The organism is Corynebacterium sp. TUM25020 (assembly GCF_056388495.1).
In genome coordinates this window covers 45,360-71,289 of the sequence record NZ_JBWJFG010000006.1, presented here as the reverse complement: position 1 = coordinate 71,289, position 25,930 = coordinate 45,360, and the positions used below count along the sequence as shown (strand labels likewise).

Below are 25,930 nucleotides of genomic sequence, written 5' to 3'. Positions count from 1 at the left end.
CCGGATCTAGATTAAATCGTTACACTTTCGTAATGTGACACATTTCACACTAGTGATGTAACGGATGTGATTGTTGAGATTTGCTCTGCCTCGTCAATGTGGCTAATCTAGGTCATTCTGTTAATGATTCAAAGGAAATAGGGTGATCCCATGCCAACCGGAAAAGTGAAGTGGTACGACGCAGACCGCGGCTACGGCTTCGTGAGCAACCCTGGGGACGAGGACGTGTACGTCGGTTCCCAGGTGCTGCCCGACGGCGTCACCGAACTAGTCAAGGGCCAGCGCATTGAGTACGAGTTCATCGCCGGTCGTCGTGGACCTCAGGTTCACACTATGACGGTGTTGGACAATGGTCCTCGCCGTGCACAGCACAAGTACGATGCAGAACAGCTTCAGCAGATGGTGCAGGATACGATCACACTGCTAGATAACAGTGTGCTGCCAGTGCTGCAGTCCGGCCGCCGTCCGGAGCGTAAGGAAGCTCGCCAGGTGGCGGAAATCCTGCGCACCATTGCTCGGGAGCTCGATAGCTAGAGAGCCGGGCTATAGCCCCTCCCAGCCCTTAGTTTTTAAACCCCCTGCGCGTCCCTTTTTTAGGGAAGCTACTGGGCGATCTCGATCGACCAGATAGTTGCGTAGGGGGTTTGTTCGTCGTTGTCGTCCAGCCCGATCAGCATGGAGTGGAGCTCCAGAACCTTCAACTTCGGAGTGCTGCCGTCCTTAGACTTCACATCCGCTTCGGTCTTCAGCGTAACTTCCTGACGTTCGTCTCCCTTGTAGTAGTTGTCCTGATTTGCCCCCGGGTCATCGAAAATCTGCAGTAGCGACCAATCGTGGTTGTATACATCCTCCGGCAACTTGAGAGTGACTTCCTTGGCATCGCCAACCTCCAGCTTGTGGGGCTCGGTGGGATTGCAGTCACGATCGTCTAGCTCGCAGACCGAATAGGGAGCAATCTCCTGCTCCTTGCCGTCAACGATGGCGGTGATGCGCTGTTCCTGCGGCAAGGTTTCAACCTTTCCGTCCTGCCAGCGGTTATAGAGCAGCACACCGCCGATAACCACCACCACTAACAACACGATGGCGCCCATTGTCAGCAGCTGCTTGCGCTGTGCACGCTTGCGCTGCTGCTTCTTTGATAGCTTCGGCGCAGGCTTAGCGGAGGTTTTCGGGTCGTTTTTCTCTTGCTCGCTCACGCTTCTCGATCCTAATTCACCGTCGTTAACTTCTTCTTACTAGCCCGTGCTAGATACCAGCACTATTAGCCCTGCGGCTCTGCAAAACTCACCTCGTACATTTCATCCCACAGCTTGCCCGTGAGATAAAAGCGACGATCCTCGGGGGAACTTCCTGGGACAGTCGCGATACCGTTCAAAACATCCGCTCCGTCCTGCTGTGCTGCTGGGAATAGCCCAGCTGTGTCCACGACATGCGTAACCTTCCCGCTCTCCGGGTCTATCTCTAAAATCTTGTCGGTTTGCCACACATTCGCCCACACCATGCCATCTGCAGTGCATTCGAGCTCATTGAGTTGATCGGTGCCTGTTACATCAACGGAGCCAGTCTTTTCGAAAGACTCTGGATCGCGGAACGTTAACGTTCCCGACCCATCACTCATGACCAGCCGGTCCTGCTGCGAGCACAGCCCCCACCCCTCGGTCTCGTAATCGGCGCGGCTGATCTCTTCGAGCGTGCGTGCATCGCGCTTAATCGCCGTGTGTTCCTTCCATGTCAACTGCCACACCGTATCGCCATGGATAGTCACCCCTTCGCCGAACAATTCCTTATCCAGCTTTTGTTCGTCAGACTTATCTCCGGCGAGGCTCGTGTAGTAGATCTGCGACTCCCCGTGGAGCCCGGTGCCAACCAGCAATCGCCCATCGTCGCTAGCTTCCAGCCCCTGGGTAAATGCCGCTTTATCCCAGGGATGTACTTCATCTACCTTTGCCTCAAGCATCGGCGCATCGTTATATTCCTCCGCCGTCGCACCCTTCTTTACTGGTGACGTCCCATCGTCCTCCGCGCACGCGGTCAGCGCACACGCCAGGGTCATTGCGCTAACAGCTGCGGCGAGGTGGACTGCTGTGCGCCCCTTATAGTGCTGGCGGATAGATGCGTGAGGGTGGCGTCGATAAGAGAACATGCAACCATCATGCATCACGGCGAGAAGCTGGCAGGCATAATGGTTCAGGTGAGTAAGAAGACTAAGGCAGATCCGATACTTTTTTCTGCAGAGGCGAGGGAGCTAGCCCGCGCCGCAGTGGAAGAGGTTGGCGGCGACGAGGTGGGGAAGGCACTCGGCATCGCGACGGACGGCGAAGGGTTGGGGATTTACCGCTTTGCTAGCCAGGTGCCTGGTTACCGAGGTTGGGAATGGGTTGTGGTGCTGGTGACGGTGCCGGGCAGTGGGGTCTTGACGATCAATGAGGTCAGCCTGCAAGCAGGCGAGCACGCTGCACTAGCGCCTGAATGGGTGCCATACGAGGATCGCGTGCAGCCAGGTGACTTAGGGCCGGGCGATACACTGCCGCCGCGCCGCGACGACGAACGGCTCACGCCATGGGCGAAACTGCAGGATGGCGATGGTTTCTTGCGCAACCCGCGGGCCGGTAACACTTTGTCGCACCTCGGACTCCGTCAAGCTCGCAAGAGATGGCGCGAGGGTGAGTATGGGCCGCGCTCTGAGTTTGCGAAGCAGGCGGAATTGCAGTGTGAAACCTGCGCGTTTTACCTTCCTTTCGATGACGTAGAAAACGGCATTGGGGTATGTACCAACGAGTTTTCCGCCGACGGGCGGGTGGTGCAGGAAGATTACGGCTGCGGCGCGCACTCGGCCACGGTGGAGGAATCCATTGGTGAGGAACTTGGAGAGGGCACCAATAGCTACGGCGTATATGTCGATGAGGGACTTTCCCGCTTTGAGTAGCGGGGTGGCGCAGAGCCGCCCAAAGGCGCCGACGGCGCAGAGCCGCCCAGGGGGCGCCTAATAGTTGCATAAATGCCCTGCGGGGTGGTTACTTATTACTTGTCGTTTCATATTGTGGTGTCTGCCTACGTTTCTGATGAAGGGGTAGTAGCCACGAACAGTTCGTACAGGTAGGGGAGAATCCCACATGGCAGATGCACGGGCCACAAAGGCCGGCAAAGACAAAACAGAGGAATCAGCGGCCCGCGAAACCCAAACTCGTGGCTTTCTAGACCGTTACTTCCACATCTCGGAACGCCAGTCGACGGTAGGCACTGAGATCCGTGGTGGCGTGGTCACGTTCTTCGCGATGGCCTACATCATCATTTTGAACCCGCTGATCCTGGGAACCAGCGCAGACATCAATGGTGACGAGCTCGGTACCGCTCGTGTGGCCGCCGTGACCGCCTTGGCAGCAGGCGTGATGACCATCGCTTTCGGCATTATTGCTCGATACCCCTTCGGCATTGCTGCAGGACTGGGTATCAATACCCTAGTGGCGGTGACCTTCGTCGGTACGGAGGGGCTGACCTGGCCGGAGGCCATGGGCTTGGTTGTCATCGACGGTATCGTCATTGTGCTGCTGGCTGTCTCGGGCTTTCGTGAAGCGGTGTTTAACTCCATTCCCGCCTCGTTGAAGTCCGCGATCGGTGTGGGTATCGGTCTGTTTATTGCTTTGATCGGCCTGGTCGACTCTGGCTTTGTTCGCCGTGTTCCAGATGCTGCGGGTACCACGGTCCCCGTCGGGTTGGGCATTAATGGTTCCATTGCTTCCTGGCCGACGCTCGTATTCATTCTGGGGCTGTTTATCTGCGGCACTCTGGTAGTTCGCCAGGTTCGCGGTGGCCTGTTTATCGGTATCGTCGCCAACACTATTATCGCGATGATCGTGGAGGCTGTGACCCACACCGGCCCGTCCTTCGTCGAAGGCGAGCCCAACCCGAAGGGGTGGAACTTAGCAGTTCCGCAGGGGCCAGATTCTTTGGGTGGCGTGCCGGATCTTTCACTGGTCGGTGCTGTGGACTTGTTTGGAGCTTTTTCCCGCGTAGGTGTTCTGGCCGCCTGCATGCTGATCTTCACCCTGGTGCTAGCCAACTTCTTCGATGCAATGGGCACAATGACTGCCCTGGGCAAGCAGGCCAAGCTTGCGGACGAAGAGGGGCGCCTGCCTAACCTGCGCACTGCTCTGATCGTCGAGGGTGCCGGTGCGGTTGTCGGTGGTGCGGTGTCCGGCTCCTCGAACACCGTGTACGTGGACTCGGCTGCTGGTATCGGTGACGGTGCACGCACCGGCCTAGCCAATGTGGTGACCGGCCTGCTGTTCATCCTGGCGATGTTCCTTACCCCGCTGTACGAGATCGTGCCGATTGAGGCTGCTGCTCCGGTTCTGGTGATCGTCGGTGCGATGATGATGGCACAGATTAAGGACATCGACTTCGCCCGTTTCGATGTCGCTCTGCCGGCTTTCTTGACGATTATCGTTATGCCATTTACCTACTCCATCGCCAACGGCATCGGCGTGGGCTTCATTACCTACGTTTTGATGGCCGTGGTTGGGGGTCGTGCGAAGAAGGTGCACCCGCTGCTGTACCTCGTGGCCATCATGTTCGTGGTGTACTTTGCCGCAGACCCTGTAATGGACATGCTGCGAGGCTAGAACAATGCCTGAGCTTGAGCCCATCCGAATTGTTGATCCCGCCGATCTGCGCTTGGACGATTTTCGGAACCTCAATGCTTCCGATAAAAAGTCTGGTGAGCAGCTAATCATTGCCGAGGGTACCCTCGTCGTTCCCCGACTGCTCGCCAGCCCGTACCCGACTCGCGCGGTTGTGGGGTTCCCGGGGAAGCTTCGGGCGATCGAGGCCGAGCTTTCTTGCGCTCTTTCTAGTGTTGACGCCAAATTCTCCGTCTATGAGGTGTCCCGCGAAGTGCTCAAAGAGGTTGCGGGCTTCGATATGCACCGAGGCCTGGTTGCCTCGGCAGATCGGCTTCCCTCCACGGAATCGAGAACAGACGGGGGAGATTACGCCGCCGATGGCGTGAGCGCTGTGGAAGCGGTACTGGAGCAGGTGGAGAATGCTCCAGAATCCAGCGGTGTGATTGCGGTGCTGGAAGGTGTGGGGGATCACGAGAATATCGGGTCGATCTTCCGCAACGCCGCGGGGCTGGGAGTGGATGCCGTCCTGTTCGGCGCTGCTACCGCCGATCCCCTGTACCGCCGCAGTGTGCGCGTTTCGATGGGGCACGTGCTGCGACTGCCATGGGCAAAATTCCCTGGTACTACCACTACTTGGCAGCGAGACCTGGAGATGTTGCGAAAGCGCGACTACGAGGTCGTGGCTCTGACCCCAGCGGGGAATACTACTTTGCGGGAGGCCACCGAATCTGCCCGTGAGAAGGGAAAGAAGGTGGCGGTGATGGTCGGCGCAGAAGGCCCCGGCCTGACCGAGCACGCCATGCGTGCGGCGGATGTGCGCGCGAGCATTCCAATGGCGAGGGGAACCGATTCGCTCAATGTGGCGACGGCCGCGGCCATCGCGTTCTACGAGGCTGTGCGCTAGTTTCCGCGGCTGCGGCGGCGCACTTCTTCACCCAGCTTCTTCGACATCCCGCGAAGCCCCTGCACGCCAGCGCTAATACCCTTGCGAGCGCCACGGCTAAGGGAATTCAGTACGTTCTTGGCTACCTCTGCACTGCTCGGCTCAGACTCGCGCGACGGGGCAGCATAATCGTCGTAGCCCTGCTCATCGTCGTACACGGAAACCTTGTCCTCGGGAGTGGAGCGACCGTGGGTGAGACCATCGTATTCGGAGGACTTAGCCTCCGGTCGTCCGTCTACCGCGAAAGCTGCAACCGGCAGCGCCGGACCGGCACCAGAAATGGAAAAGCCAAGCCAGGATTCGATGGCGGCGGTGGCCAGCTCAGCCGGGATAAACGGAAGTTGGATACCGTGTGCTTCAGTAGTGCCAGCCCAGAACTCGGACTCAAACTCACCCGGCAGGCCAATATCCTCAAACACCGTCTCGCGGGTCGCGCAGAAAGAGCGCTTGAGCGTGCCTCCGGCCCAGTGTGCGAAGCCGCCGAAGGTTTCGTTGACCTCCTTAGAAGCCGGATCCCCTCCGTCACCTGGTTTTGTCGAGGCGGCGGTCTCCGGGTCTGCAACTACGCACGAGGCGTACACGTCGGCTGCGCTCACAAGTGTGCGATAGCGCTCCGGCAGCTCAGAGAGTTTCCGTAGATCGGGGATCACCGTCTGTACCACGGAGAGTCCCGGGTAGCCACCGATATAGAACTCGTCAGGGCCAGGAGTGGCACTGCGCGTCATGTCAAAGTCGCCGATGTGCGTCAACGGCCAGGCGGGGTTCAGCTGTGCCAGGTACTTGCGGGCAAAACCGCGATCGACCTTATGCTCCTGGTGCATTACGGTGCTGGGGTTGGCCTCATTAACAAACCATAAGGTCACCAGGGTCACAGCTGTGGCTCCTTCTATCGCCTAGTTCTTCTGTCTAGTTCTTCTTCTTGGGGTTGGTACGCACACCCAGCAGGACGTCCTCCCAGTGAGGAGTGACGGCCTTGCGCTTCCGCTTAGGCTTCGCAGACTTTGCGTCAGGGTGTATTAAGAATTCATTATCTCCCCGGTCGTCTAGGTCTGCAGGGGAACCGTGTACAGCGGGGGGAGTGGTTTCCGCTCCGGTGGCACCATCATTAGCGGAGTGGGTGAATTCCTCCCGCCGTGCTGCCTTGTCCTGCCAATTGTTTGCGCCCTGACCTTGGGTGGGGTGCAGGAGGGGAGTCACTGGGGAGACGCTGCGTACAGGCTGTCCGTAGCGCGGGTTCACCAGATCTCCCGCGATGCTGTTGTGTGGGTGAGCCAGAGCCTTCTCCGACCCACGAAGCTCCATCATGAATTCTGCGGTGTGCGCTGCGGTGCGCCCGGCGGTATCCTTTTCCCAGCTCACGGTGACGATCCACTGCTTTGAATCGTTCTGGAATGCGTCCCACTCGGCGTCGGAAAGAGCCTCGCCATGGGCTGCGAGCGCGGTAGCCAGAACTTCCCACAACGGCTGGTTCGACACGCCATCGCCGTTGACCGGGAGCGCAGCATGCGCCAGCTCGGCGATGCGCGAGCGCTCTTGCAGGATCGGCCATGCATAGGGCTCGATGCGCGATTCATCCGTATCGGCCTCGTCTGCCAACTCGGCGACGGTCGCGCCATGGCGGATGCGATCTTGGATCACACGTGGAGACATCCCAATCTTCGTGCGATGCGGTCGTGCGTTAGAGCGGTGCTTGCCGCGTTCCTGCGTGCGTTCTCGAGAGCGCCCCTGGAACAGCGACGCCACCTCGGTCTCCTCCGCTTCCTCATCTCCCTTATCAGCTCCCGTCGCAGCGGGTGCAGTACCGGTGGAAGCTGTATCTGTTGCGTCCACCGCGTCAACGGGAGGGTTGGCAGAAGTGTCCGGGGAAGACTCAGCCGCAGCAGTCGAGGCAGGAACGTCATCTGCATCAGTTGAGGCCGCTTCGCGCGTGGGTACTTCCTCTCCATCCGCAGTGTCGGAAAGCCTAGCCTGGTTCAAGCTATTAGCGCTGGACGTGGGGGCGTCACTAAGAAAAGCGCGTAGCTCATCGGTGACAGGCAAAAAGTATTCGGCGATTGGGCCGCCGACGGCGGGGTCAACGGCGCGTAGCACGAGTGACGAGGCATCGCTATCGGCGACGACAAATTTCAGCTCTTGCAACGTGGCCTCCTGACGGGTGATGCAGCAAATGACGGCTGTGTTATTAACATCACCCTCCAACCATACTTAAAGCACAGTTGGAGGGTGGAGAAGAAAAGGAGCTACAGAGAATTACTTGGCTGAGTGGCCGCCATCGAGGATGAAGTCGATGGCACCGGTGAGCTTCTTGATGTCCTCCGGGTCGATCGCCGGGAACATGCCGATGCGCAGCTGGTTACGCCCCAGCTTGCGGTAAGGCTCGGTATCGAGGATTCCGTTGGAACGCAGGATCTTTGCGATCCTTGCCGCATCGATGTTCTCGTCGAAGTCGATGGTGCCGACGACGAGGGAACGGGAATCCGCATCCTGGACAAACGGGGTAGCCTCTGCACGGGACTCTGCCCAGCTGTACAGGGTCTGGGAGGACTCGGTGGTGCGGGCAACCATGCCGTCTAGACCACCATTGGCGTTCATCCACTTCACCTGGTCATCCAGCATTAGCAGGGTAGCGACTGCCGGGGTGTTATAGGTCTGGTTCTTGCGGGAGTTATCCACGGCGGTCTTCAGATCCAGGAAGGCCGGGATGTAGCGATCGGAAGCAGCGATCTCTTCGACACGCTCCAGGGCAGCAGGGGAGAAAGCCGCCAGCCACAGGCCTCCGTCGGAAGCAAAGCACTTCTGCGGGCTGAAGTAGTAGACATCAGCCTCATTCATGTCGACAGGCAGGCCGCCAGCGCCAGAGGTGGCATCGATGGCAACCAGGGTGTCGTTGGACGCAGCCTGCGGGCGGGTTACCGGCACCATGGCGCCAGTGGAGGTCTCGTTGTGAGCCCAACCAATCAGGTCTGCATCGGTGCCGTCCAGCTGGCTCGGTGCAGGGGCGGTACCCGGATCGCCGGCAACGATCTGCGGCTCGTCAAGCCACGGAGCCTTCTTGGAGACGCTGGCGAACTTCGAGGAGAACTCGCCATAGGTCAGGTGAGCGGACTTATTGCGGATCAGGCCGAACGAGGCTGCGTCCCAGAAAGCAGTGGCGCCACCGAGAGATAGGACAATCTCGTAGCCTTCAGGCAGGTTAAACAGCTGCGAAAGTCCCTCGCGTACAGATCCAACGACGTCCTTGACGCCAGCCTGGCGGTGGGAGGTGCCCAAGATCGCGGCGTTGTCCTGGATCGCTTGCAGCTGGGCGGGGCGAACCTTCGACGGGCCACAGCCGAAGCGGCCGTCAGCGGGGATGAACTCCGCGGGAATGGTGGGCAAGGTGTTCTGGTCGTTGGCAGATGCGTTCATGACTCCCTCAGATCGCTCAGGTGATTCGCTTGATTAATGCGGGGCAGCGTTTTACCTAGAAGGTGTTTTACCTAGTACGGGTTTTACCTAGTAGATGTGCTTGCCTTAACAGGGTAGACCGTCGCGAGCTCTACTTGGCCAAAAGGTGCCAAAAATATAAGAATTGCGGAGTTTGACGGCGGGAGTACCCCCGCTCACGACTGTCAAACTGTCATGTGGGTCACACAAGCGTTACAGTGTGCCGTATCCCCCCGAGGGCTAAGCCATGCAAGCAATGCCATACGGGGAAGCCCTAAAGCGGCTACAATTTTTAAGTGAAACCGTGAATCTGTGTTCCGCTCCAACGGTTCCGGCGCAAGCTTTTATCGAAGCAATCGCTTAACTATCGCTGCGGGCAGGCACGTGAACATTTCAGAAAGGGATGTCAATGGCTACTGATAATCAGGACAAGGCCGTTCTCCACTACCCGGGTGGAGAGTACGAAATGGACATTGTCCACGCCACCGAAGGCAACGACGGTGTGGCACTGGGCAAGATGCTGGCAGAGACCGGCTTGACCACCCTGGACCCCGGTTACGTCAACACCGGTTCCACCAAGTCCGCCATCACCTACATTGATGGTGCAAACGGCATCCTGCGTTACCGCGGTTACGACATCGCAGACCTGGCCAACAACGCCACCTTCAACGAGGTTTCCTACCTGCTGATTAACGGCGAGCTGCCGAACAAGGAGCAGGCTGAGGAATTCAACACCAACATCCGCAACCACACCCTGCTGGATGAGGACTTCAAGGCTCAGTTCCGCGTCTTCCCGCGTGACGCACACCCGATGAGCGTCCTGGCTTCCTCCCTGAACATCCTGTCCACCTACTACCAGGATTCCCTGAACCCGCTGGATCCGGAGCACCAGAAGCTGAACACCTACCGCCTGATGGCGAAGGTGCCGATGCTGGCTGCGTACGCTTACCGCGCGTCCAAGGGTAAGCCGTACATGTACCCGGACAACTCCATGAACGCGCGCCAGAACTTCCTGCGCCAGATGTTCGGTTACCCGACCGAGCCGTTCGAGGATGACCCAGTAGTTACCCGCGCGCTGGACAAGCTGCTGATCCTGCACGCTGACCACGAGCAGAACTGCTCCACCTCCACCGTCCGCATGGTTGGTTCCTCCCAGGCCAACATGTTCGTCTCCATCGCCGCGGGTATCAACGCCCTGTCCGGCCCGCTGCATGGCGGCGCTAACCAGGCTGTTCTGGAGATGCTGGAGGAGATCCACGCTAACGGCGGCGACGCTACTGAGTTCATGAACCGCGTGAAGAACAAGGAGCCGGGCGTGAAGCTGATGGGCTTCGGCCACCGCGTATACAAGAACTACGATCCGCGCGCGGCCATCGTCAAGGAGTCCGCACACGAGATCCTGGAGCACCTGGGTGGCGATCACCTGCTGGATCTGGCTATGAAGCTGGAAGAGATCGCCCTGGCCGACGATTACTTCATCGACCGTAAGCTCTACCCGAACGTGGACTTCTACACCGGCCTGATCTACCGTGCAATGGGCTTCCCGACGGACTTCTTCACCGTCCTGTTCGCCATGGGGCGCCTGCCGGGCTGGATCGCTCACTACCTGGAGCAGGTCAACGACCCGACCGCGAAGATCAACCGCCCGCGCCAGATCTACACTGGCGAAGGCGAGCGCAAGCTCTAAGAACTTCTGTTCTTTTCTGAGTGACGCCGCCCCCTCGGGCTGGTTACGCAAAGCGTATCCCCCGAGGGGGTGTTTCGCGTTTTGCTAGGGTGAAGGTTCGAGAAGCGATCATTATCTAAGGAGACTTCCCATGAGTAAACCGCACATCGACCTCCCAGCTGGTCCCGCCCCGCAAGATCTGGTGGTGGAAGATCTGATGATCGGCGATGGTGCTGAGGCCGTAGCGGGTGGCATGGTGGAGGTTCACTACGTGGGTGTCGACTTTGATACTGGCGAGGAGTTCGACTCTTCCTGGGATCGTGGTGGATCTTTAGAGTTCCCGTTATCTGGCCTGATTGTCGGTTGGCAGGAAGGAATCCCTGGCATGCGCGCTGGCGGTCGCCGTAAGCTGACCATCCCCCCGGAGAAGGCTTATGGTCCGGCCGAGCTGGGGCAGGATCTATCTGGCCGCACACTGGTTTACATCATCGACTTGATTGCAGTGAACTAGCAGTGCAGTAGAGGACGAGAGTGCAACGCAAAGGCGCCTGCTTCTGGCAGGCGCCTTTGCGTTGCGCATTTAGAGCGGGGGGAAGGCCGCGCACTAGGCTCCCTTAAGAGCCTTAGCCCAGGTCATCTTCTTGCCATTATGGAGGATGGAGTTGCGGTAAACGCGCGCTACCAGCGCGATCACCAGCACCGTGACGACGGCGGCGATCAGGAAGCTCAGTAGTACCTCCGGCAGGCTCATCGTGCCCGCTGCGAGGTTCATCGGAGCTACCGTCAGGCTGAACGGCGGAATCCAGCCCAGTACCTGCATAAAGTTGGACTCGATATTGCTGATGCCAAAGAGTGGGGCGTAGGTCATGCCCATGATGAACAGCAGGATCGGCCCCTGAGTGGACTGCAGATCCTCTGTGCGGGAGACCAGCGAACCCGCGCCTGCGTAGAGGCTGCCGAAGAACAACATGCCGATGAAGAAGGCCACCAACATGAGGGCGACGACGGAGTAGTCGAAGTCAACATCCCCCAGTAGGCCGGAAACTGTCAGGGCGACGGTTCCGATGCCCAGAAGGACTGCTGTGCCGATGAAGCCGAATAGGGTGCTGCCGATAATCTTTCCAGCCAGGAAATCCATCGGGCGAGCAGAAGCCAGAATGATCTCCACCACGCGCGAGGATTTCTCCTCGGTGATGCGCCCGCCGACATTCGCGGAGAAAAGGATGATGAAGTAGGCCATCAGCATTACGCCCACCATGGTGGTGAGAATCTGCGGGCCGTTTGCCTCCATTGCGTCGTCTTCCTTTACGTTCACCGTATCCAGCTGTACTGACGGTGTGGCCTTGGCGAACTCCTCAGGGGAAACCCCGACCTTCTTTAGTGCCTCAGCTTGTGCATTGGCATTGATCGCGGTGGTGGCTACGTTGAGAATCGCTGGGTTTGGATCGCCATTGCTAAGTAGCTCGTAACCCGAGTCCGTCTTTACCAAAGCTGCATCCAGTTCCTCGTCCTTGACCAGTGCAGATGCGTCCTCGCGGGAGTCTATTGTGCGTGCATCAACGCCGCTGGGGCTGTCCGTCCCCTTTGAATCCTCGGCATTAGATGACGAGGGGGCGTCAATAAATTCCTTCTCAACCCCTACTAGGCCGAGCTGGGGCTTGCCGTTATCGTCGTCCTTACCTGTGAACCAGGCGGCGGCGACAATACCGACGACCATGATGACCGCGACGATGCCCAATGAAAGCATGATGGCCTTGCTGCGGGATGCCACCTGAACCTCGCGCTTGGCGACGATGGCAATGGTCTTGGGGGAAGAGTAACTCATGATTCGACGACCTCCTGGAAGAGCTCTGCAAGGTGCGGGATGCGGCGGGAGAAGGAATGGACGGGGCCGACAGCTAATGCGGACTGCAAGATCTGCTGATCCAAATCAGTGGACTCAGCCTCGAGCAACACGCCCTCGCCGAAATCTTCAACCAGGCGGGTGTCCTGGGGGTACCAGTCGCGCGCTGGGGTGTGTACTTCATAGACAAGAGGGCCACGAGTGCGCAGTTCCTCGACGGTGCCCTCGGCCTTCATGCGTCCCTTAGAGATGATGCCGACACGGTCGCATAGACGCTGCACCAGATCCAGTTGGTGGGAGCTAAAGAGTACCGGCACACCAGCCTTGCAGCGCTCGATCAACAGGTCACTCATGACGTTCACGGCAACGGGATCCAGGCCGGAAAATGGCTCGTCGAGAATCAACAGCTCCGGGTCGTGGATCAGGGAGGCCGCTAGCTGGACGCGTTGCTGGTTACCCAGAGAAAGCTCTTCCAGCTTGTCGTCGGCGCGCTCGGCTAGGCCGAGCTGCTCCAGCAAATCTTCTGCATTCCGCTTTGCCGTAGCGTCGTTCAGGCCGTGTAGACGGGCGAAGAACTGCAGCTGGTCACCGATCTTCTCCTTGGCGTAAAGGCCACGCTCTTCTGGCATGTAGCCGATGAGACGGCGTAGATCGTCGTTCATTGGGGTATCGCCGATACGTACCTCGCCGCTATCCGCTGCGAGCACACCGAGCGCGATGCGCATCGTAGTGGACTTGCCGGCACCGTTGGAGCCGACGAAGCCGTACATCTCGCCAGGTGCGACCTGCAGAGTCATGTCGTGAAGGACTTGGTGATCCCCGTAACTCTTATTGAGATTGTCGATATAAAGGGTTTCCATATAGTTTTTGGTTTTCCTTGAAATTCGTCCTATGAAACGTTTTTGACGTTAACTGCGTGGGTAGTTCCAGCGGACTGTATCATAAAGCAAAGGGTTTTGCCTCCAATAGTTTTCTGCCTTATGTAGGAAAAAGTTTCTAAAATAGCTTCTAACAGCGCAATCGCAAGTTCAATTCAAGTGGCGTAAAAATGGGGGTATGAGTGAAATTAAGAATGTCGTACCAGCCCTAGAGCTAAACGATGGAAAGACCATTCCTCAATTGGGCCTAGGGGTTTGGCAGCTGAGTGACGAGGACACGTATAGCTCGGTGCGTGCCGCAATTGAAACCGGCTACCGCCACATCGATACGGCAGCTATCTACGGAAATGAAGAAGCCGTTGGCCGTGCCGTGGCCGATGCTGTCAATGCGGGCGACGTACAGCGCGAAGAGCTATTTATCACCACTAAGCTGTGGAACGCCGACCAGGCGCGGGGCACGGAGGCCTTCGCGGAGTCCCAACGCAAGCTGGGGCTGGATTATGTGGATCTTTATCTACTGCACTGGCCGTGCCCGAAGGCAGATAAATTTGTGCAGGCCTACGATTCGATGGCGGAGATCCAGCAGTCCGGCGGTGCGATTAGCATCGGCGTGTGTAACTTCTTCCCTGCGGCCCTGGATGCATTGAAGCAGGCCGGGCACACCCCAGCGGTGAACCAGATCGAGATTCATCCGGGCTTCAGCCAGGCTGAGCAGCGCGCGGATAACCACGACCGTGGCATTGTGACGGAGGCATGGTCGCCACTGGGGCAGGGGCAGAACCTGACCGACCCGACCATTGCAAAGATCGCTGCCGAGAACGGTGTGAGCGTGGCACAGGCCATCATCCGCTGGCACATTCAGCGCGGCGATGTGGTGATTCCGCGTTCCTCCAAGGTGGAGCGCGTGCGCGAGAACTTCGACGTTTTCGGTTTCGAGCTTTCCGCCGACGAGGTTGCCGCCATCGAGGCTCTGGACGTAGAAGACGGCCGCATTGGCGGTGACCCCTTTACCTTCCATGCGGGGCTAGAGGGGTAGATCCTTCTAGCGAAAGCCCAGCGCACGGTAGCTTGTCTGCGGTACATTCCTACCCATGAGCGCAGGGCATGTCCTCACCCACACCGAATCCGCTGACCCCACCGCCCCACAGGTCGGTGTGATCACCCTTAATCGTCCGGAGAAGCGCAACGCCCTCAACGCGACCATCGCAAATGCGGTAGCGGAGGCCGTCCGCGCCCACACCACAGCCGGGGTGCGCGCCATTCTTATTCGTGGCGAGGGTCCTGCGTTCTGTGCCGGTGCGGATCTCTCCGGTGGCGTATATGCCGATGATTTTTGGGTAGCCATGGAGAACATGCTGTCGGCCATCCAAACCGCCCCGGTGCCAGTTATTGCTGATATAGACGGCCCTGCTGTCGGCGCTGGTTGCCAGATCGCCTTGGCGTGCGATCTGCGTGTTTTCTCTGACGAGGGGGCCTGTTGGGTGCCCGTGGCCGCCCACGGCTTCGCCCTGGATCTGTGGACCCACGACCGTGCTCGCGAACTGATGGGCGGGGCACTGGCACGGAACGTGTTCTTGGCAGGTGCTCGGGTAAGTGCCGAACAGGCAAGAGCCACAGGTTTTTCTGTACTGCTTGATGACGCCACCCCGGATGCCACAGCCATCGCATATCGGGTGGCGCAGCAGGCTCCGCTGTCTATGAAGCATTCAAAACGAGTGCTGAACAGCTCCGACATGTACGCCGATGCGGAGTTGGAGCAGATGATCCCTGCCATCTGGGCCAGTGAGGATGTGCAGGAGGCGCGCCGGGCGCGAGCTGAGGGGCGCACTCCGCACTTCACCGGGCGCTAATCCCGGGAACAGCCGAGCACAGTAAGGGGCGCTAGTCCCGGGAACAGCCGAGTCACAGTAAGGGGTGCTAGGCGTGTCCCTCGACGGACCAGGTGTGTACCGGCTGGCCGGAGGTTTGGTGAGCCACGTAGCGCTGCAGCATTGTGGACAGCGCCTCGGCGCGTTCCTCAGAATCCGGTTCGCTGTTCGGGGCGAGTCGGTTGATGGTATCCAGTTGCCAGGTGGCACCGTTTTGGCCGCTCCGTGCGCGCCCCTCGATGATCCCCAGGTAGGTGTCAATCAGTTCGGAATCTACGTCGAGTAGCTCAAGCCCTTCCTTTGCCTGGTCAAGTAGGTGTTCAGTAATGAGCGTGCGCACCGGAACATTGCCCAGACGTGGCCAGCGCATGCTGGCGCGCAGCCCCTCGCGGGCGCCGGTGATGAAGTTCTTGTGGGCGTCGTTAAAAGAAAGCCGTGACCACACGGGGCGATTCTGCGTTCCCAAGAACTTGACGAGGCCGTAGTAGAAGGCAGCGTCTGCGACGATATCGGCGGTAGTGGGGCCGGCGGGGAGCAGACGGTTTTCTACGCGGATGTGCGAGCGTTCCAGGTTCGGGTCGTAGATCGGGCGATTCCAACGCCAGACCGTACCGTTGTGCAGGTTCATGTAGTGCAGGCCGGGACTGTCGCCGGACATGATTGGTGTGCCGGCTTCCATGCGGTCCTCGGGGAGGAGGGGAGAGAAGTAGCGTCCGTTTTCCTCGAAGAGGTCGAATACGCTGGTGATCCACCGTTCGCCGAACCATACGCGGGGACGTACTCCTTGGTTGACGAGTTCTGCGGTGCGGGTATCGATGGCCTGTTGGAAGACGGGAATGCGTGATTCGTGCCAGAGCTTATGGCCGACGAAAAGAGGCGAGTTTGCGCTGAGCGCTACTTGCACGCCAGCGATGGCCTGGGAGGCATTCCAGGCGTTGGCAAAAAGGTTCGGCGCCACCTGCAGGTGCAGCTGCATGGAGGTGCAGGCGGACTCCGGGGCGATGTCCTCGAAGTCATGGCGGTAGGTATCCACGGTGCCGAGTACACGGCCAGGCAGTGCACCTTCGAGCTGGATGCGCACGAGTTCGCCGCGGGATTCCAGGACTGCATTGTTGAGTGCCTTGTAGCGGTTTTCGTCCGTCATCCAGGCGGGATCGCTGAGGAAGTCAGTGGTCAGCGTTGGCAGGGTGCCGATCATCACTGCGCGGGAATCCAACTGCTCAGCAGCCTTTTGCACGGCGTGCAGGCGTTCGTCGAGACCTTCTTGGAGTTGCTCCAACCCGCGACCGGTGATGGATAGTGGTGGATGGTTCATCTCCACGTTGTAGGAGCCGATTTCAGACTGGTATTCGCCCGGATAGGCTTCTTCCAGCTTCGCCAGCACTTCTTCATTGCAGCGGTTGGGCTGCATGTTTGTGTCCACGAGGTTCATCTCTAGTTCCAGGCCGATGGTGCCCTGGTTGATGAACTCAGAGTCTTGAAGGTGCTTATCGAAGACCTCCAGCTCGGCGTTGAGCCGCTCGCGGAAGCGGGTGCGTTGTTTCGGTGTGTAGGTATCTTTAGATACTGCGTCGCCCATACTTATCGATCGTAGCTTCGCTGCGGGTGCAGCGCCGGCGATTTTGGTGCTGACGCCTCTAGTGTCAATGAGCCGAAGGTCTGGTTAACAGGGAACAAAGCCTGGCTTGTATTATGTAGTTCGCATGGTCGGCAGGCTGCGGATGAGCGCTGGTTGCCGTTTGCCATGCGATTGCCCTAGTAGCTCAGTGGATAGAGCACGGCTCTCCTAAAGCCGGTGTCGGAGGTTCGATTCCTCTCTGGGGCACGCTGGAAGTCTCGAGACATCGTTCCGGTCGGTGTCTCGAGATTTTTGTTTTTGGTTGCCCCGACTGGGGTTGAGTTCGTTGTCTTTCTTGTTGTAGTAGATCTTTTCTTCGGTAAGTGTGTAGGCAGCGATTTGTGCCCCGGTGGCGGTTATTTTGATGTCGACGTGGTTGTCGATGCAGACACCATGGTGATTGGTTCCCCCGCCCCATCGGCGGCCGATGTAGAGGCGGCGTAGTTTACTGCCCCATCGCAGGGTTGTCTTGCCGTTGGTGCCGACTTTGTCGGTGCGTAGTCGGTAGTCGTGGTCTGGTTTGGTGTCTACTTATCTGCATTCACCCCCATTAAGGGTGAATCTTCAGATCAAAACTAGAAGTAGTTTATAAAGAGTATTATCTGTATTAGGTAAGCCTTACCTTTCCTGCTGTTCATGAATTGAGGTTTACTATGGCCCAACAGTCCTCTACGCCCGCACGGAGTGCAAGCTCATCCAGTGGGTCGACGGCACGTTTAAACACCAGAGATCTCATCAACGCTGGCATCTTTGCTGCACTTTACTTTGTAATCACCTTTATAAGCGGAATGATTGGATTCGCAGGACCACAATTCATGTTTATTGGATGGTTTATCGCGGCAATCGCAAACGGAATCGTGCTAGCGCTTTATGCCGCCCGCACGCCCAAAATGGGTGCTTTCACCCTCGTCGGTGGTATTAACGGATTAGCATTCATGCTTACCGGACACTACTTCTGGACCTTGCTGGGAAGCATAATTCTTGGGTTTATCGCGGATTTGATTATTGCAAAAAGCCACCTCAGTATTGCCAAGTCCTTCCCTATTGCCTACGGCGTCTTCTGTGTCTGGATTTCTTTGCCTTTTATCCCGCTAATTCTGGATACAGACTCATACTACGTCGATATCGCAGACCAAATGGGTCAAGAATACGCCGATGCTATGTCGGATATCTTCCAGCCATGGACCATTGGAGTACTGGCCATTTGTGCGCTCATCGTCGGCTTTATCGGAGGAAAGGTCGGAGTTCGCGTCAGCCACAAACACTTTGAAAGCGCTGGTCTCCTGTGAGCCTGCAAAAACAGGGCGTGCTTCGTCGATCTTCGATCGATCCACGGACCGTGCTGCTTTCTGTTCTAGTAATCAATGCGGTAGCTCTCAGCCACGGCCACCTACCGACACTGCTGATTTCTATCGCCTTCAGCTCCATCGCACTAGCTACAGTAAAGCCACACTATGGTCTTATTTGCCTGTTCGCTTTTGCATTATCCTATCTAGGGTATTGGGGCCTATTACAGCTTCCTGGCTCCACATTTTTCGCTTTTTCAGCGGCAATTTTTTCGTGGCTAAGCCGTTTTGTCATCAGCATGTCCATCGGCGCATTCGGCTTGCTCACTCTCACACCATCCACGTTGACCTCAGCACTGCGGGACCTGCGTTTACCAGGCTGGGCCACCATTCCACCGGCGGTTTTCCTGCGCGTTTTGCCGATAATCGTGGCAGAAGCCAAAGCGATCCGCGATGCTATGGTCCTTCGGGGTCTCCAGCCTGGAGTAAAAAGCTGGATCACACAGCCCACACATTCGTCCGCGATGCTGATCATCCCCCTATTAGGCGCCGTCGTCCGCGCTGGTGATGAGCTCGCTGCCTCTGCTCTTGTCCGCGGATTGGGAGGCCCCATACGTCCGACCACCACCGCCGATCTTTCCTTCAAGCTTGTCGATGCAACTGCACTAGCTGGGTTGGGCCTCGTTGTTGCCTCTGTCTGGCTTCCCATGGAGGTCCACTTATGAACGAACGCAGTATCGCAACCAGTGTAAACGCCCACAACGTTTCTTTTACATATCCATCGGGCGCTCGGCCAGGCATTCAAGGTGTATCTGATGTGTCTTTTTCTGTCTCTCCAGGACAGTGCCTACTGATTACCGGTGATTCCGGATCGGGAAAGTCCACGGTACTCAAGTTGATCAACGGGCTCATCCCCCATTTCAATCCAGGAGAGCTACTAGGCACCATCACTATTATAAAGGATGACCAGGCTTTTAACCCTACGGAAGAACCGCTGTTCCGAGCCATCGAGTTCAGCGCCTCAGTATTCCAGAATCCAAGGACACAATTTTTCACTGAAAGCGTCAATGCAGAATTGGCCTTCGGGCTAGAAAACCTTGGTGTGGATCCCACAGAAATTGAGTCGAGGATTCAATCAGCGGTCGAGCTACTAGGCATTAACGATCTTCGGGGCCGGCGATTCAAAGAATTATCTGGTGGACAGTTACAAACCGTGGCATGCGCATGCGCGCTTGTGTCCCCGGGCAGTCTCGTGCTTCTCGATGAACCCACGTCCAATCTCTCCATGGAAAGCATCGATATTCTTGCACGCGTGCTACACCGCTTGAAGGAATTAGGCACAACGATCATTATCGCTGATCACCGCCTCTTTTTCTTAAAAGATATCGCTGACCAAGTCATTTACTTGACTCAGGGAAAAATAACGCGGAGTTTCCACGCTCAGGAGTTTTATGGCTTAGACGAACCCGAACGCAAACAATTGGGGCTACGCAGCTTACACCACGTTCCCCTGCCCGCGAGCGTGCCGGTACCACCCACGCTCGAAAACGCCGATCCCCAGCGGAGCGGACTCGAGTTAAGCAACATCTGTTTTTCTTATGGCACGCATGAGGTGCTAAACATTGACCACGCATTTTTCCCCAGCGGCGAAGTCACTGCCTTAATCGGGCCCAACGGCGCTGGAAAAACCACCCTCGCCAGGATCATTTGTGGTCTTGCTTCTCCCAAACGCGGCGGTAATCTCCGTTTGAACAGCAAACGAGTAGGAGCGGCTGCCCGCAGACGTGCCGCGTACATGGTGATGCAAGATGTTGGCCGCCAATTATTCGCAGCCACCACCGAAGAAGAAGTCACGCTCGGACTGGCAAAGAAGAAGCGGGACCACATCGATGTCAATGAGATTCTCCATCGCCTCGATCTGGCAGGAATGGCCCAACGGCATCCGCAGTCTCTGTCCGGTGGGCAACGGCAACGCTTAGCCATAGCTTCAGCCCAAGCCGAGCAAGCAGAGGTCTACATCTTCGATGAACCTACCTCTGGTGTGGGCTGGCGCCAACTGCAATCCATCTCTGCGCTGCTTCGATCTCTTGCAGCAAGCGGAGCAGTGGTCATCGTCATCACCCATGACCACGAATTCATCCAAGAATCAGTCACCAGAATCATCGATATTACTGACATCAACAAGGATTGAGAAAGAAATGTCTGAAATAAGACAGAGTTCCACAGAATCAAGCGGAACCCACGCACCAGAATCACACGGTGCGTCACCGGAAGAAGAGGCTCGCGCAAAACTAAAAGCCGGCCAGGTCGCTCTAAAAAAGCTACTGGCCCCAGTGCAAACAACCATCTACTTCGCACAGTTTCTCGCGCTTATATCCTCGATACTCGCCGTAGCACCCTACGTCGCGTTGGTGGCACTGGGAAATGCTCTAATCGACGGCAATACTGATGACGTCGCGTCCATTGTGAAATGGCTACTTGCTACTTTTTTGGGCCAGCTATTCTTCTATTTCCTTGCCCTTGCGATCACCCACTTCGCTGATGCAAAGCTGGTGGGGATTAACCGGCGCCGAATTATTAACGCTATTGCGAAAGCACCACTCTCGTGGTTTAGCCAGACTAATTCCGGCAAAGTTCGCAAAGCCGTCGAGGACGATACGTTAACTCTGCACACCCTGACAGCCCACGCTCCTGTAGAGAAGGTCGCCGCGATCTTTACGCCCCTCGCGCTTCTGGTTTATGCCTTTATCTTGGATTGGCGCCTTGGTCTTCTTTCTATTGCCACTGTGCCCATTTTCCTAGCAATCCAAGCGTATTCAATGAAAGATATGGGCACAAAAACTGCGGAAATGGATAATTATCTGGGTGAGGTCTCTGCGACTGCGGTGGAGTTCTCCGAAGGTATTTCCGTCATCAAGGCTTTCGGCACCGTTGGCAAAGCCCACGCTCGATATCGCGAAGCTGCCCAAAAATTCGCGGAATTCTATTACGAGTGGGTACGTCCTCTTCTGCGTGTTAGCGCAATCTCAGAGTCTGTGGTGGCGGTTCCTGTCCTCATCCTTATCAATGTAGGAGTCGGTTCCCTGCTGATAGCTGGTGACTATGTAACGGTCGCTGAAGTCATCGCAACAACGTTAATTGCGCTGGTGCTCCCGGGCACGATTCAAACCGTCGGCCAAATGATGTGGTCTTACCAGCTCGCTGGCAATGCGGCGTTGCGCCTTGATGAAGTCATGACAATTTCCCACGTGAAAGAAGGCCAAAAGAGCCTCGATGCCAATAGTCAAGACATGGAGGTGGAGTTCCATAAGGTCAGCTTTAGCTACGCCCCAGACACACCAGTCCTCCAAGACTTTTCTGCGCAACTAAAAGCAGGCACTGTCACGGCATTGATTGGCCCCTCTGGGGCTGGCAAATCCACAGCAGCAACGATGCTGGCGCGTTTCCAGGATCCAGATTCGGGCACAATCACTATCAACCACGTGGATATCCGTGATCTCACTTTCGACAGTTTGTACCGCACTGTGGCTTTCGTCTTACAAGATCCTCACTTACTGCGTATGAGTATTCGGGAAAACATTCGCCTTGCACGCCCAGAAGCCCGCGATGAAGAGATCTGGCAAGCTGCAGAGGCTGCGCACATAGCTGCTGATATTCGCGCTTTACCGGCTGGGCTCGACACCGTTGTTGGTGAGGACATCTCTTTATCCGGTGGACAACAGCAACGCATTTCTATTGCCCGGGCAATTGTTACCAATGCCCCAATCTTGATCCTGGATGAAGCTACTGCGGCAACTGATCCTGACTGCGAAGCAGAAATTCAAGCAGCTCTAGCCACACTCGTCAGAGGCAAGACCGTCTTAGTCATCGCCCACAAGCCGGAGTCCATCCAAGGCGCAGACCAAATAATCTGCCTCAAGCCTATGAAGGATAATTCTCATGTCTAATGCCACTACGCCTGCTAGTTCGCGTCTTCGTGATCCGCTACTCACTCGCAGTGTCAAAAAGCTGCAAGGCCCTGTAGGCCATAAGCTCAATAAAAGGTATGCTTGTCTATCTCTTATCGTGGGCGTGCTTGACGGCCTCGCCGTTCTCACGCTCGTGCCACTTACAAAGGCACTCGATGGGGATACGACGATCGCACCATGGATGTGGACGCTTTTGGCAATTGCGCTCGTAGCTTTTGCGCTACGATTTTTCGCAACCATGGCCTCTTACCACACGGCCTTGGATTTCATCCGAACCGCGCACACGACTGTGGGCGATAAATTAGCAACGCTACCGCTCGGCTGGTTCGTACCGGCTAATACTGGCGGCCTATCTCGCCTCGTTTCAGATCGCTTTATGGTGGCGGCCGAGACCATTGCGCATATTCAAGGAACGGTATACCGCGATAGCGCGGCACTTGTCACCTTGTTAGTAGGAGCGTGTTTCTGGAACCCGAAGCTGGGCTTGGTCCTTCTTATCATCGCACCATTGGCGCTCGTGGTGATGCAGTTGGCTGCATGGATTCGTGAGAAAGCATCGAACCGCACACTGGGGCCGAGTAAAGAGCTCTCCCAGCGCATCGTAGAATTTGCTAACCGTCAACCAGCCCTGCGCGCGGCAGGACAATCACAAGTTTTTGCGCCACTAGAGCAAGCGCTAGAAATCGACCATAAAGCACGAATACGCGAGCTATGGGTATCCACATTAGCTTTGCTACTCAACGGCATAGTAGTGCAGATCTTCATCGTGGCTCTCATTATGGTCTCCGCGGATTTTGCCGTTGAAGGCGCCCTATCGCCACTAGAAACAATTGCGATCATCGGAATCAGCTTGAGGTTTACCCGCACGCTTGAGGAGCTGGGTTCTTCTTTCGTCGGTTTAGATGCCGGCCGTATCGCGCTCGCAGAAACTGAGCTCATCACCGATGCTCCTTCCCTGCCAGAACCCACTACTCCGCGCCCAGGCGATGGTTCGGGAAATGTAGAGCTGCGTAATGTCACGTTTGGATACGGCGATAAACCAGTATTGGTAGATGTCGCTTTCCATGCTCGATCAGGCACCGTTACCGCCATTGTCGGTCCTTCTGGCTCCGGAAAGACCACAATTGCGCGCCTTATTTCGCGATTCTGGGATGTAGATTCCGGGTCGGTGATGGTTGACGGCGTAGATATCCGCGAGCTTGGAACCGAACAGTTAATGTCCAGACTGTCCATGGTCTTTCAGGACGTCTACCTCTTCGACGACTCGTTAATCGCTAATATCCGCGTTGGTCGTCCCGACGCCTCCGATGAGGAAGTCTTCCGCGCAGCTGATCTTTCAGGCGTGACTTCTATTGCCAACCGCCTAGGGTGGCATACTCCAGTTGGTGAAGGCGGGCGGCTTCTATCCGGTGGTGAACGCCAGCGCGTATCTGTAGCTCGCGCGCTTCTCAAACAAGCGCCGATTGTACTCTTTGATGAGGCTACCTCCGCGCTCGATGCAGAAAATGAGGCAAACATTCTTGCTGCGATGGACGAGCTACGGGAGCAATCTACTTTCATTGTCATCGCCCATAAGCTGGATACAATCAAATCTGCTGATCAAATCGTAGTCTTGGATGAACACGGGCAAGTCAGCCAGCTGGGCACGCATTCTGAGCTTTCCGATGTCCCCGGTATCTACCGTCACTTCTGGCAGCAACGCAAAGCAGCACGCGGGTGGAAAATCAATTCGGGACGCGATTAACGCGGGCACCGAGATTGGCGTTGTTTGCGGGGGCACCCTTCTCCCCCCGCAGCACGGAGCACCCTAAGTGCACCGACAAAGCTCAGAGCGAAGAATACGGTAGCGGCTACGAGTGACCACTGCGCGGCGTTGGCTATGCCTACGCTTAAGGCCTACAGCACTGCCCCAGGCACACGGTCGTTTGCGTTGCGGAGGCTTGCCTGGAGTCATAGACGGGAATATCCCGCAGCATCGTGCCGGTCAGCTGCGCGGAGGCGAACCCCAGGCCCAAGCCGTACAGGTTCAGCGGCGCGGCGATGACCATAAGCAGGACGAGGATAAGGACGCCGACGGCTTCCAAGCCGAGCCCAATGAGCACGGTGCCAGGCGCCCCGTACCGTGCCGCGACGTCGGGGGTGGCAAAATCAGTCGGATTCTTCAAAGCGGATGGCACCCTTGATTCAGAGGCGATCGTCAAGAGCATCCGCGAAAGCGCGGCAAAACCCAAGAGCAGAAGCCGCGCGAAGCAGGCGCAGAATGAACTGATGCCCTGGACTAGCGTCGCGTCCAGGTGCAAAAGCGGTAGCGCAAGGGCTGCTCGGTATCGACTTCTTGGTCGACCGGGTGGCCCTTTTCCGATTCCTGCCAGTCCTGCGCCGACTCTTCAAATTCCTCTTCCGGAACCAGTGGTGCATACACCTGGAATCGTTCGGGTGCCTCCATATCAATCTCCGTGATGACGATGCGGTCAGCCACGGGCATGCACTGGGCGTACACCTGACCGCCACCCAGCACCCACACTGTAGGGGTGCGGTCGTCAGCGCCCTCGCCTTTGTCGGCGCTGTCCGTCAGCTCGTTCAGGATCTGCTCGGCGGCGTTGGCCAGTGCGCTGGGGATCGACGGTTCGACAATGCCACCGGGGGCGTCATAGTTATCCTGCCGGGTGATCACATAATTTGTGCGATCCGGCAGTGGACGGAAGCCATCGTCTAGTGCTTCCCAGGAGGTGCGCCCCATGACGACGGGATAGCCGCTTGTAGCGTTCTTGAAGTGCTTCAAGTCCTCTGGCAGATACCACGGCATGTCTGCGCCATCACCAATGACGCCATCGGTGGTTTGTGCCCAGATCATGCCAATCTCAACCTGGTCGCGGGAAATCCCCTTAGCCTCCAGCGCGTAGCTCACCGCTGCGGCGGTGAGATCCGGGTAATCTCCGGGCTCATAGCCAGTCGGACGGTGGGGCTTTTCGTTAGTCGTCATTTATACGGCCACCTTTGCCTTGATTACCGGGTGCGGGTCGTAACCGGTGAACTTGATATCGGAGAAGTCGTAGGAGAACATATCCGCCGCCTTGTTTAGCTGTAGCTGCGGATACGGGCGAGGATCGCGAGAAAGCTGCAGCTTTACCTGTTCCACGTGGTTGTCGTAGATGTGACAATCGCCGCCGGTCCAGATGAACTCGCCAACCTCCAGACCCGCCTGCTGGGCAAACATGTGAGTTAACAGCGAGTAGCTCGCGATGTTGAAAGGTACGCCCAGGAACATGTCCGCGCTGCGCTGATACAGCTGGCAGCTCAACTTGCCGTCTGCCACATACAGCTGGAACAACAGGTGGCATGGTGGCAGAGCCATGTTGTTCAGCTCGGAAACATTCCATGCGCTGACGATATTGCGGCGGGAGTCGGGGTTGGTCTGAAGCATGTTCAAAGCCCCCGAGATCTGATCGATGTGCTGGCCGTTCGGGGTGGGCCAGCTGCGCCACTGCACGCCATAAACCGGCCCTAAGTCACCGTTTTCGTCCGCCCATTCATTCCAAATGCGGATGCCGTTTTCCTGCAGCCAGCGCACATTGGAATCACCCCGGAGGAACCACAGCAGCTCGCCAACCACGGACTTAATGTGCACCGATTTGGTGGTGATCAGGGGGAAACCCGCAGAGAGGTCGTAGCGTAGCTGACGACCAAACAGGCTGGTGGTGCCGGTGCCCGTTCGGTCTCCCTTGGGAGTACCGGTCTCCAAAATCTGCCGGAGCAGATCTTCATACGGGGTGGGGATGGAGCCTGGCTGTTGCTGGGTATCCACTGACGCT

At 57.2% G+C, this 25,930-nt stretch carries 24 protein-coding genes, 1 tRNA gene and 1 pseudogene; 14 read left to right on the top strand and 12 right to left on the bottom strand.

The window, feature by feature from the left end:
• Positions 1 to 150 precede the first annotated feature (150 nt).
• A complete protein-coding gene (locus AC05K6_RS08000) occupies positions 151 to 534 on the top strand; it encodes a cold-shock protein (protein ID WP_293792142.1) in 384 nt (127 codons plus the stop codon).
• A gap of 68 nt (positions 535 to 602) precedes the next feature.
• On the opposite strand, the gene AC05K6_RS07995 is transcribed toward AC05K6_RS08000, so the two are convergent.
• Both AC05K6_RS07995 and AC05K6_RS07990 read right to left on the bottom strand, forming a co-directional pair.
• The gene (locus AC05K6_RS07995) at positions 603 to 1,196 is read right to left on the bottom strand and encodes a DUF2771 domain-containing protein (RefSeq protein WP_473964037.1); all 594 of its coding nucleotides are present in this window, start codon (positions 1,194 to 1,196) and stop codon (positions 603 to 605) included.
• Between the two features lie 65 nt (positions 1,197 to 1,261).
• Positions 1,262 to 2,143 (bottom strand): glutaminyl-peptide cyclotransferase, encoded by an 882-nt coding sequence (locus AC05K6_RS07990; protein WP_476728252.1) that lies wholly within the window; start codon positions 2,141 to 2,143, stop codon positions 1,262 to 1,264.
• Positions 2,144 to 2,182: 39 nt separating this feature from the next.
• Between AC05K6_RS07990 and AC05K6_RS07985 the strand changes: the two genes are divergently transcribed.
• The 3 genes from AC05K6_RS07985 (at position 2,183) to AC05K6_RS07975 (ending at position 5,526) form a co-directional block, all read left to right on the top strand.
• On the top strand, positions 2,183 to 2,926 hold the full coding sequence (locus tag AC05K6_RS07985; RefSeq protein WP_293792166.1) for a DUF3027 domain-containing protein: 744 nt from the start codon (positions 2,183 to 2,185) through the stop codon (positions 2,924 to 2,926).
• A 187-nt stretch (positions 2,927 to 3,113) separates the two neighbouring features.
• A complete protein-coding gene (locus AC05K6_RS07980) occupies positions 3,114 to 4,622 on the top strand; it encodes an NCS2 family permease (protein ID WP_293792138.1) in 1,509 nt (502 codons plus the stop codon).
• A 4-nt stretch (positions 4,623 to 4,626) separates the two neighbouring features.
• Entirely contained in the window at positions 4,627 to 5,526 is a 900-nt protein-coding gene (locus AC05K6_RS07975) for a TrmH family RNA methyltransferase (protein ID WP_476728251.1), read from the top strand.
• Here the strand turns inward: AC05K6_RS07975 and AC05K6_RS07970 are convergent.
• Genes AC05K6_RS07970 through serC form a run of 3 tightly spaced genes read right to left on the bottom strand, consistent with a single transcriptional unit; the run spans position 5,523 to position 8,973 of the window.
• On the bottom strand, positions 5,523 to 6,437 hold the full coding sequence (locus AC05K6_RS07970; protein WP_293792134.1) for a DUF6928 family protein: 915 nt from the start codon (positions 6,435 to 6,437) through the stop codon (positions 5,523 to 5,525). The two genes, AC05K6_RS07975 and AC05K6_RS07970, sit on opposite strands and share 4 nt — an antisense overlap.
• 34 nt (positions 6,438 to 6,471) lie before the next feature.
• Positions 6,472 to 7,764, bottom strand: a complete 1,293-nt coding sequence (gene sepH, locus AC05K6_RS07965) for a septation protein SepH (RefSeq protein WP_293792132.1) — start codon at positions 7,762 to 7,764, stop codon at positions 6,472 to 6,474.
• 51 nt (positions 7,765 to 7,815) lie between these two features.
• The gene (gene serC / locus AC05K6_RS07960; RefSeq protein ID WP_293792130.1) at positions 7,816 to 8,973 is read right to left on the bottom strand and encodes a phosphoserine transaminase; all 1,158 of its coding nucleotides are present in this window, start codon (positions 8,971 to 8,973) and stop codon (positions 7,816 to 7,818) included.
• Positions 8,974 to 9,400: 427 nt separating this feature from the next.
• Between serC and AC05K6_RS07955 the strand changes: the two genes are divergently transcribed.
• Both AC05K6_RS07955 and AC05K6_RS07950 read left to right on the top strand, forming a co-directional pair.
• Positions 9,401 to 10,678 carry a citrate synthase gene (locus AC05K6_RS07955; RefSeq protein ID WP_293792127.1) on the top strand — a complete coding sequence of 426 codons (1,278 nt, stop codon included), beginning with the start codon at positions 9,401 to 9,403 and terminating at the stop codon, positions 10,676 to 10,678.
• Between the two features lie 130 nt (positions 10,679 to 10,808).
• Positions 10,809 to 11,168: an FKBP-type peptidyl-prolyl cis-trans isomerase gene (locus AC05K6_RS07950; protein WP_293792124.1), complete on the top strand. Its 360-nt coding sequence runs from the start codon at positions 10,809 to 10,811 to the stop codon at positions 11,166 to 11,168.
• Positions 11,169 to 11,261: 93 nt separating this feature from the next.
• On the opposite strand, the gene AC05K6_RS07945 is transcribed toward AC05K6_RS07950, so the two are convergent.
• Positions 11,262 to 12,482, bottom strand: coding sequence for an ABC transporter permease (locus AC05K6_RS07945; protein WP_293792121.1), 1,221 nt, complete (start codon positions 12,480 to 12,482; stop codon positions 11,262 to 11,264).
• Complete coding sequence (locus AC05K6_RS07940) at positions 12,479 to 13,360, bottom strand: ABC transporter ATP-binding protein (RefSeq protein ID WP_293792091.1); 882 nt, start codon at positions 13,358 to 13,360, stop codon at positions 12,479 to 12,481. Before AC05K6_RS07940 ends, AC05K6_RS07945 begins: the two co-directional genes overlap by 4 nt.
• Positions 13,361 to 13,556: 196 nt before the next feature.
• Here AC05K6_RS07940 and AC05K6_RS07935 point away from each other — a divergent pair, with 196 nt between their 5' ends.
• Positions 13,557 to 14,414 (top strand): aldo/keto reductase, encoded by an 858-nt coding sequence (locus AC05K6_RS07935; RefSeq protein WP_476728250.1) that lies wholly within the window; start codon positions 13,557 to 13,559, stop codon positions 14,412 to 14,414.
• A gap of 55 nt (positions 14,415 to 14,469) precedes the next feature.
• Complete coding sequence (locus tag AC05K6_RS07930) at positions 14,470 to 15,228, top strand: enoyl-CoA hydratase (protein WP_476728249.1); 759 nt, start codon at positions 14,470 to 14,472, stop codon at positions 15,226 to 15,228.
• Between the two features lie 67 nt (positions 15,229 to 15,295).
• Here the strand turns inward: AC05K6_RS07930 and AC05K6_RS07925 are convergent, their stop codons facing one another.
• Entirely contained in the window at positions 15,296 to 16,825 is a 1,530-nt protein-coding gene (locus AC05K6_RS07925; protein ID WP_293792087.1) for a glutamate-cysteine ligase family protein, read from the bottom strand.
• A 173-nt stretch (positions 16,826 to 16,998) separates the two neighbouring features.
• Between AC05K6_RS07925 and AC05K6_RS07920 the strand changes: the two genes are divergently transcribed.
• Positions 16,999 to 17,071: transfer RNA gene (locus tag AC05K6_RS07920), tRNA-Arg, on the top strand.
• 30 nt (positions 17,072 to 17,101) lie between these two features.
• Here the strand turns inward: AC05K6_RS07920 and AC05K6_RS07915 are convergent.
• Positions 17,102 to 17,377, bottom strand: a pseudogene (locus AC05K6_RS07915) (IS481 family transposase); the annotation flags it as partial.
• A 140-nt stretch (positions 17,378 to 17,517) separates the two neighbouring features.
• Between AC05K6_RS07915 and AC05K6_RS07910 the strand changes: the two are divergent.
• The 5 genes from AC05K6_RS07910 to AC05K6_RS07890 are packed head-to-tail and all read left to right on the top strand — an operon-like array spanning position 17,518 to position 23,862.
• Positions 17,518 to 18,153, top strand: coding sequence for an MptD family putative ECF transporter S component (locus AC05K6_RS07910; protein ID WP_448307471.1), 636 nt, complete (start codon positions 17,518 to 17,520; stop codon positions 18,151 to 18,153).
• Positions 18,150 to 18,875 carry an energy-coupling factor transporter transmembrane component T family protein gene (locus AC05K6_RS07905; RefSeq protein WP_011273118.1) on the top strand — a complete coding sequence of 242 codons (726 nt, stop codon included), beginning with the start codon at positions 18,150 to 18,152 and terminating at the stop codon, positions 18,873 to 18,875. The genes AC05K6_RS07910 and AC05K6_RS07905 overlap by 4 nt, the downstream gene beginning before the upstream one ends.
• A complete protein-coding gene (locus AC05K6_RS07900; RefSeq protein ID WP_011273119.1) occupies positions 18,872 to 20,341 on the top strand; it encodes an ABC transporter ATP-binding protein in 1,470 nt (489 codons plus the stop codon). Before AC05K6_RS07905 ends, AC05K6_RS07900 begins: the two co-directional genes overlap by 4 nt.
• A gap of 7 nt (positions 20,342 to 20,348) precedes the next feature.
• Entirely contained in the window at positions 20,349 to 22,097 is a 1,749-nt protein-coding gene (locus AC05K6_RS07895; RefSeq protein ID WP_011273120.1) for an ABC transporter ATP-binding protein, read from the top strand.
• Entirely contained in the window at positions 22,090 to 23,862 is a 1,773-nt protein-coding gene (locus tag AC05K6_RS07890; RefSeq protein WP_011273121.1) for an ABC transporter ATP-binding protein, read from the top strand. The genes AC05K6_RS07895 and AC05K6_RS07890 overlap by 8 nt, the downstream gene beginning before the upstream one ends.
• 145 nt (positions 23,863 to 24,007) lie before the next feature.
• On the opposite strand, the gene AC05K6_RS07885 is transcribed toward AC05K6_RS07890, so the two are convergent.
• From AC05K6_RS07885 to AC05K6_RS07875, 3 genes are all read right to left on the bottom strand, one after another.
• On the bottom strand, positions 24,008 to 24,283 hold the full coding sequence (locus AC05K6_RS07885) for a hypothetical protein (protein WP_232501695.1): 276 nt from the start codon (positions 24,281 to 24,283) through the stop codon (positions 24,008 to 24,010).
• A 113-nt stretch (positions 24,284 to 24,396) separates the two neighbouring features.
• Complete coding sequence (locus tag AC05K6_RS07880; protein ID WP_034981157.1) at positions 24,397 to 25,101, bottom strand: dihydrofolate reductase; 705 nt, start codon at positions 25,099 to 25,101, stop codon at positions 24,397 to 24,399.
• Entirely contained in the window at positions 25,102 to 25,923 is an 822-nt protein-coding gene (locus tag AC05K6_RS07875; protein ID WP_476728248.1) for a thymidylate synthase, read from the bottom strand.
• Positions 25,924 to 25,930 lie beyond the last annotated feature (7 nt).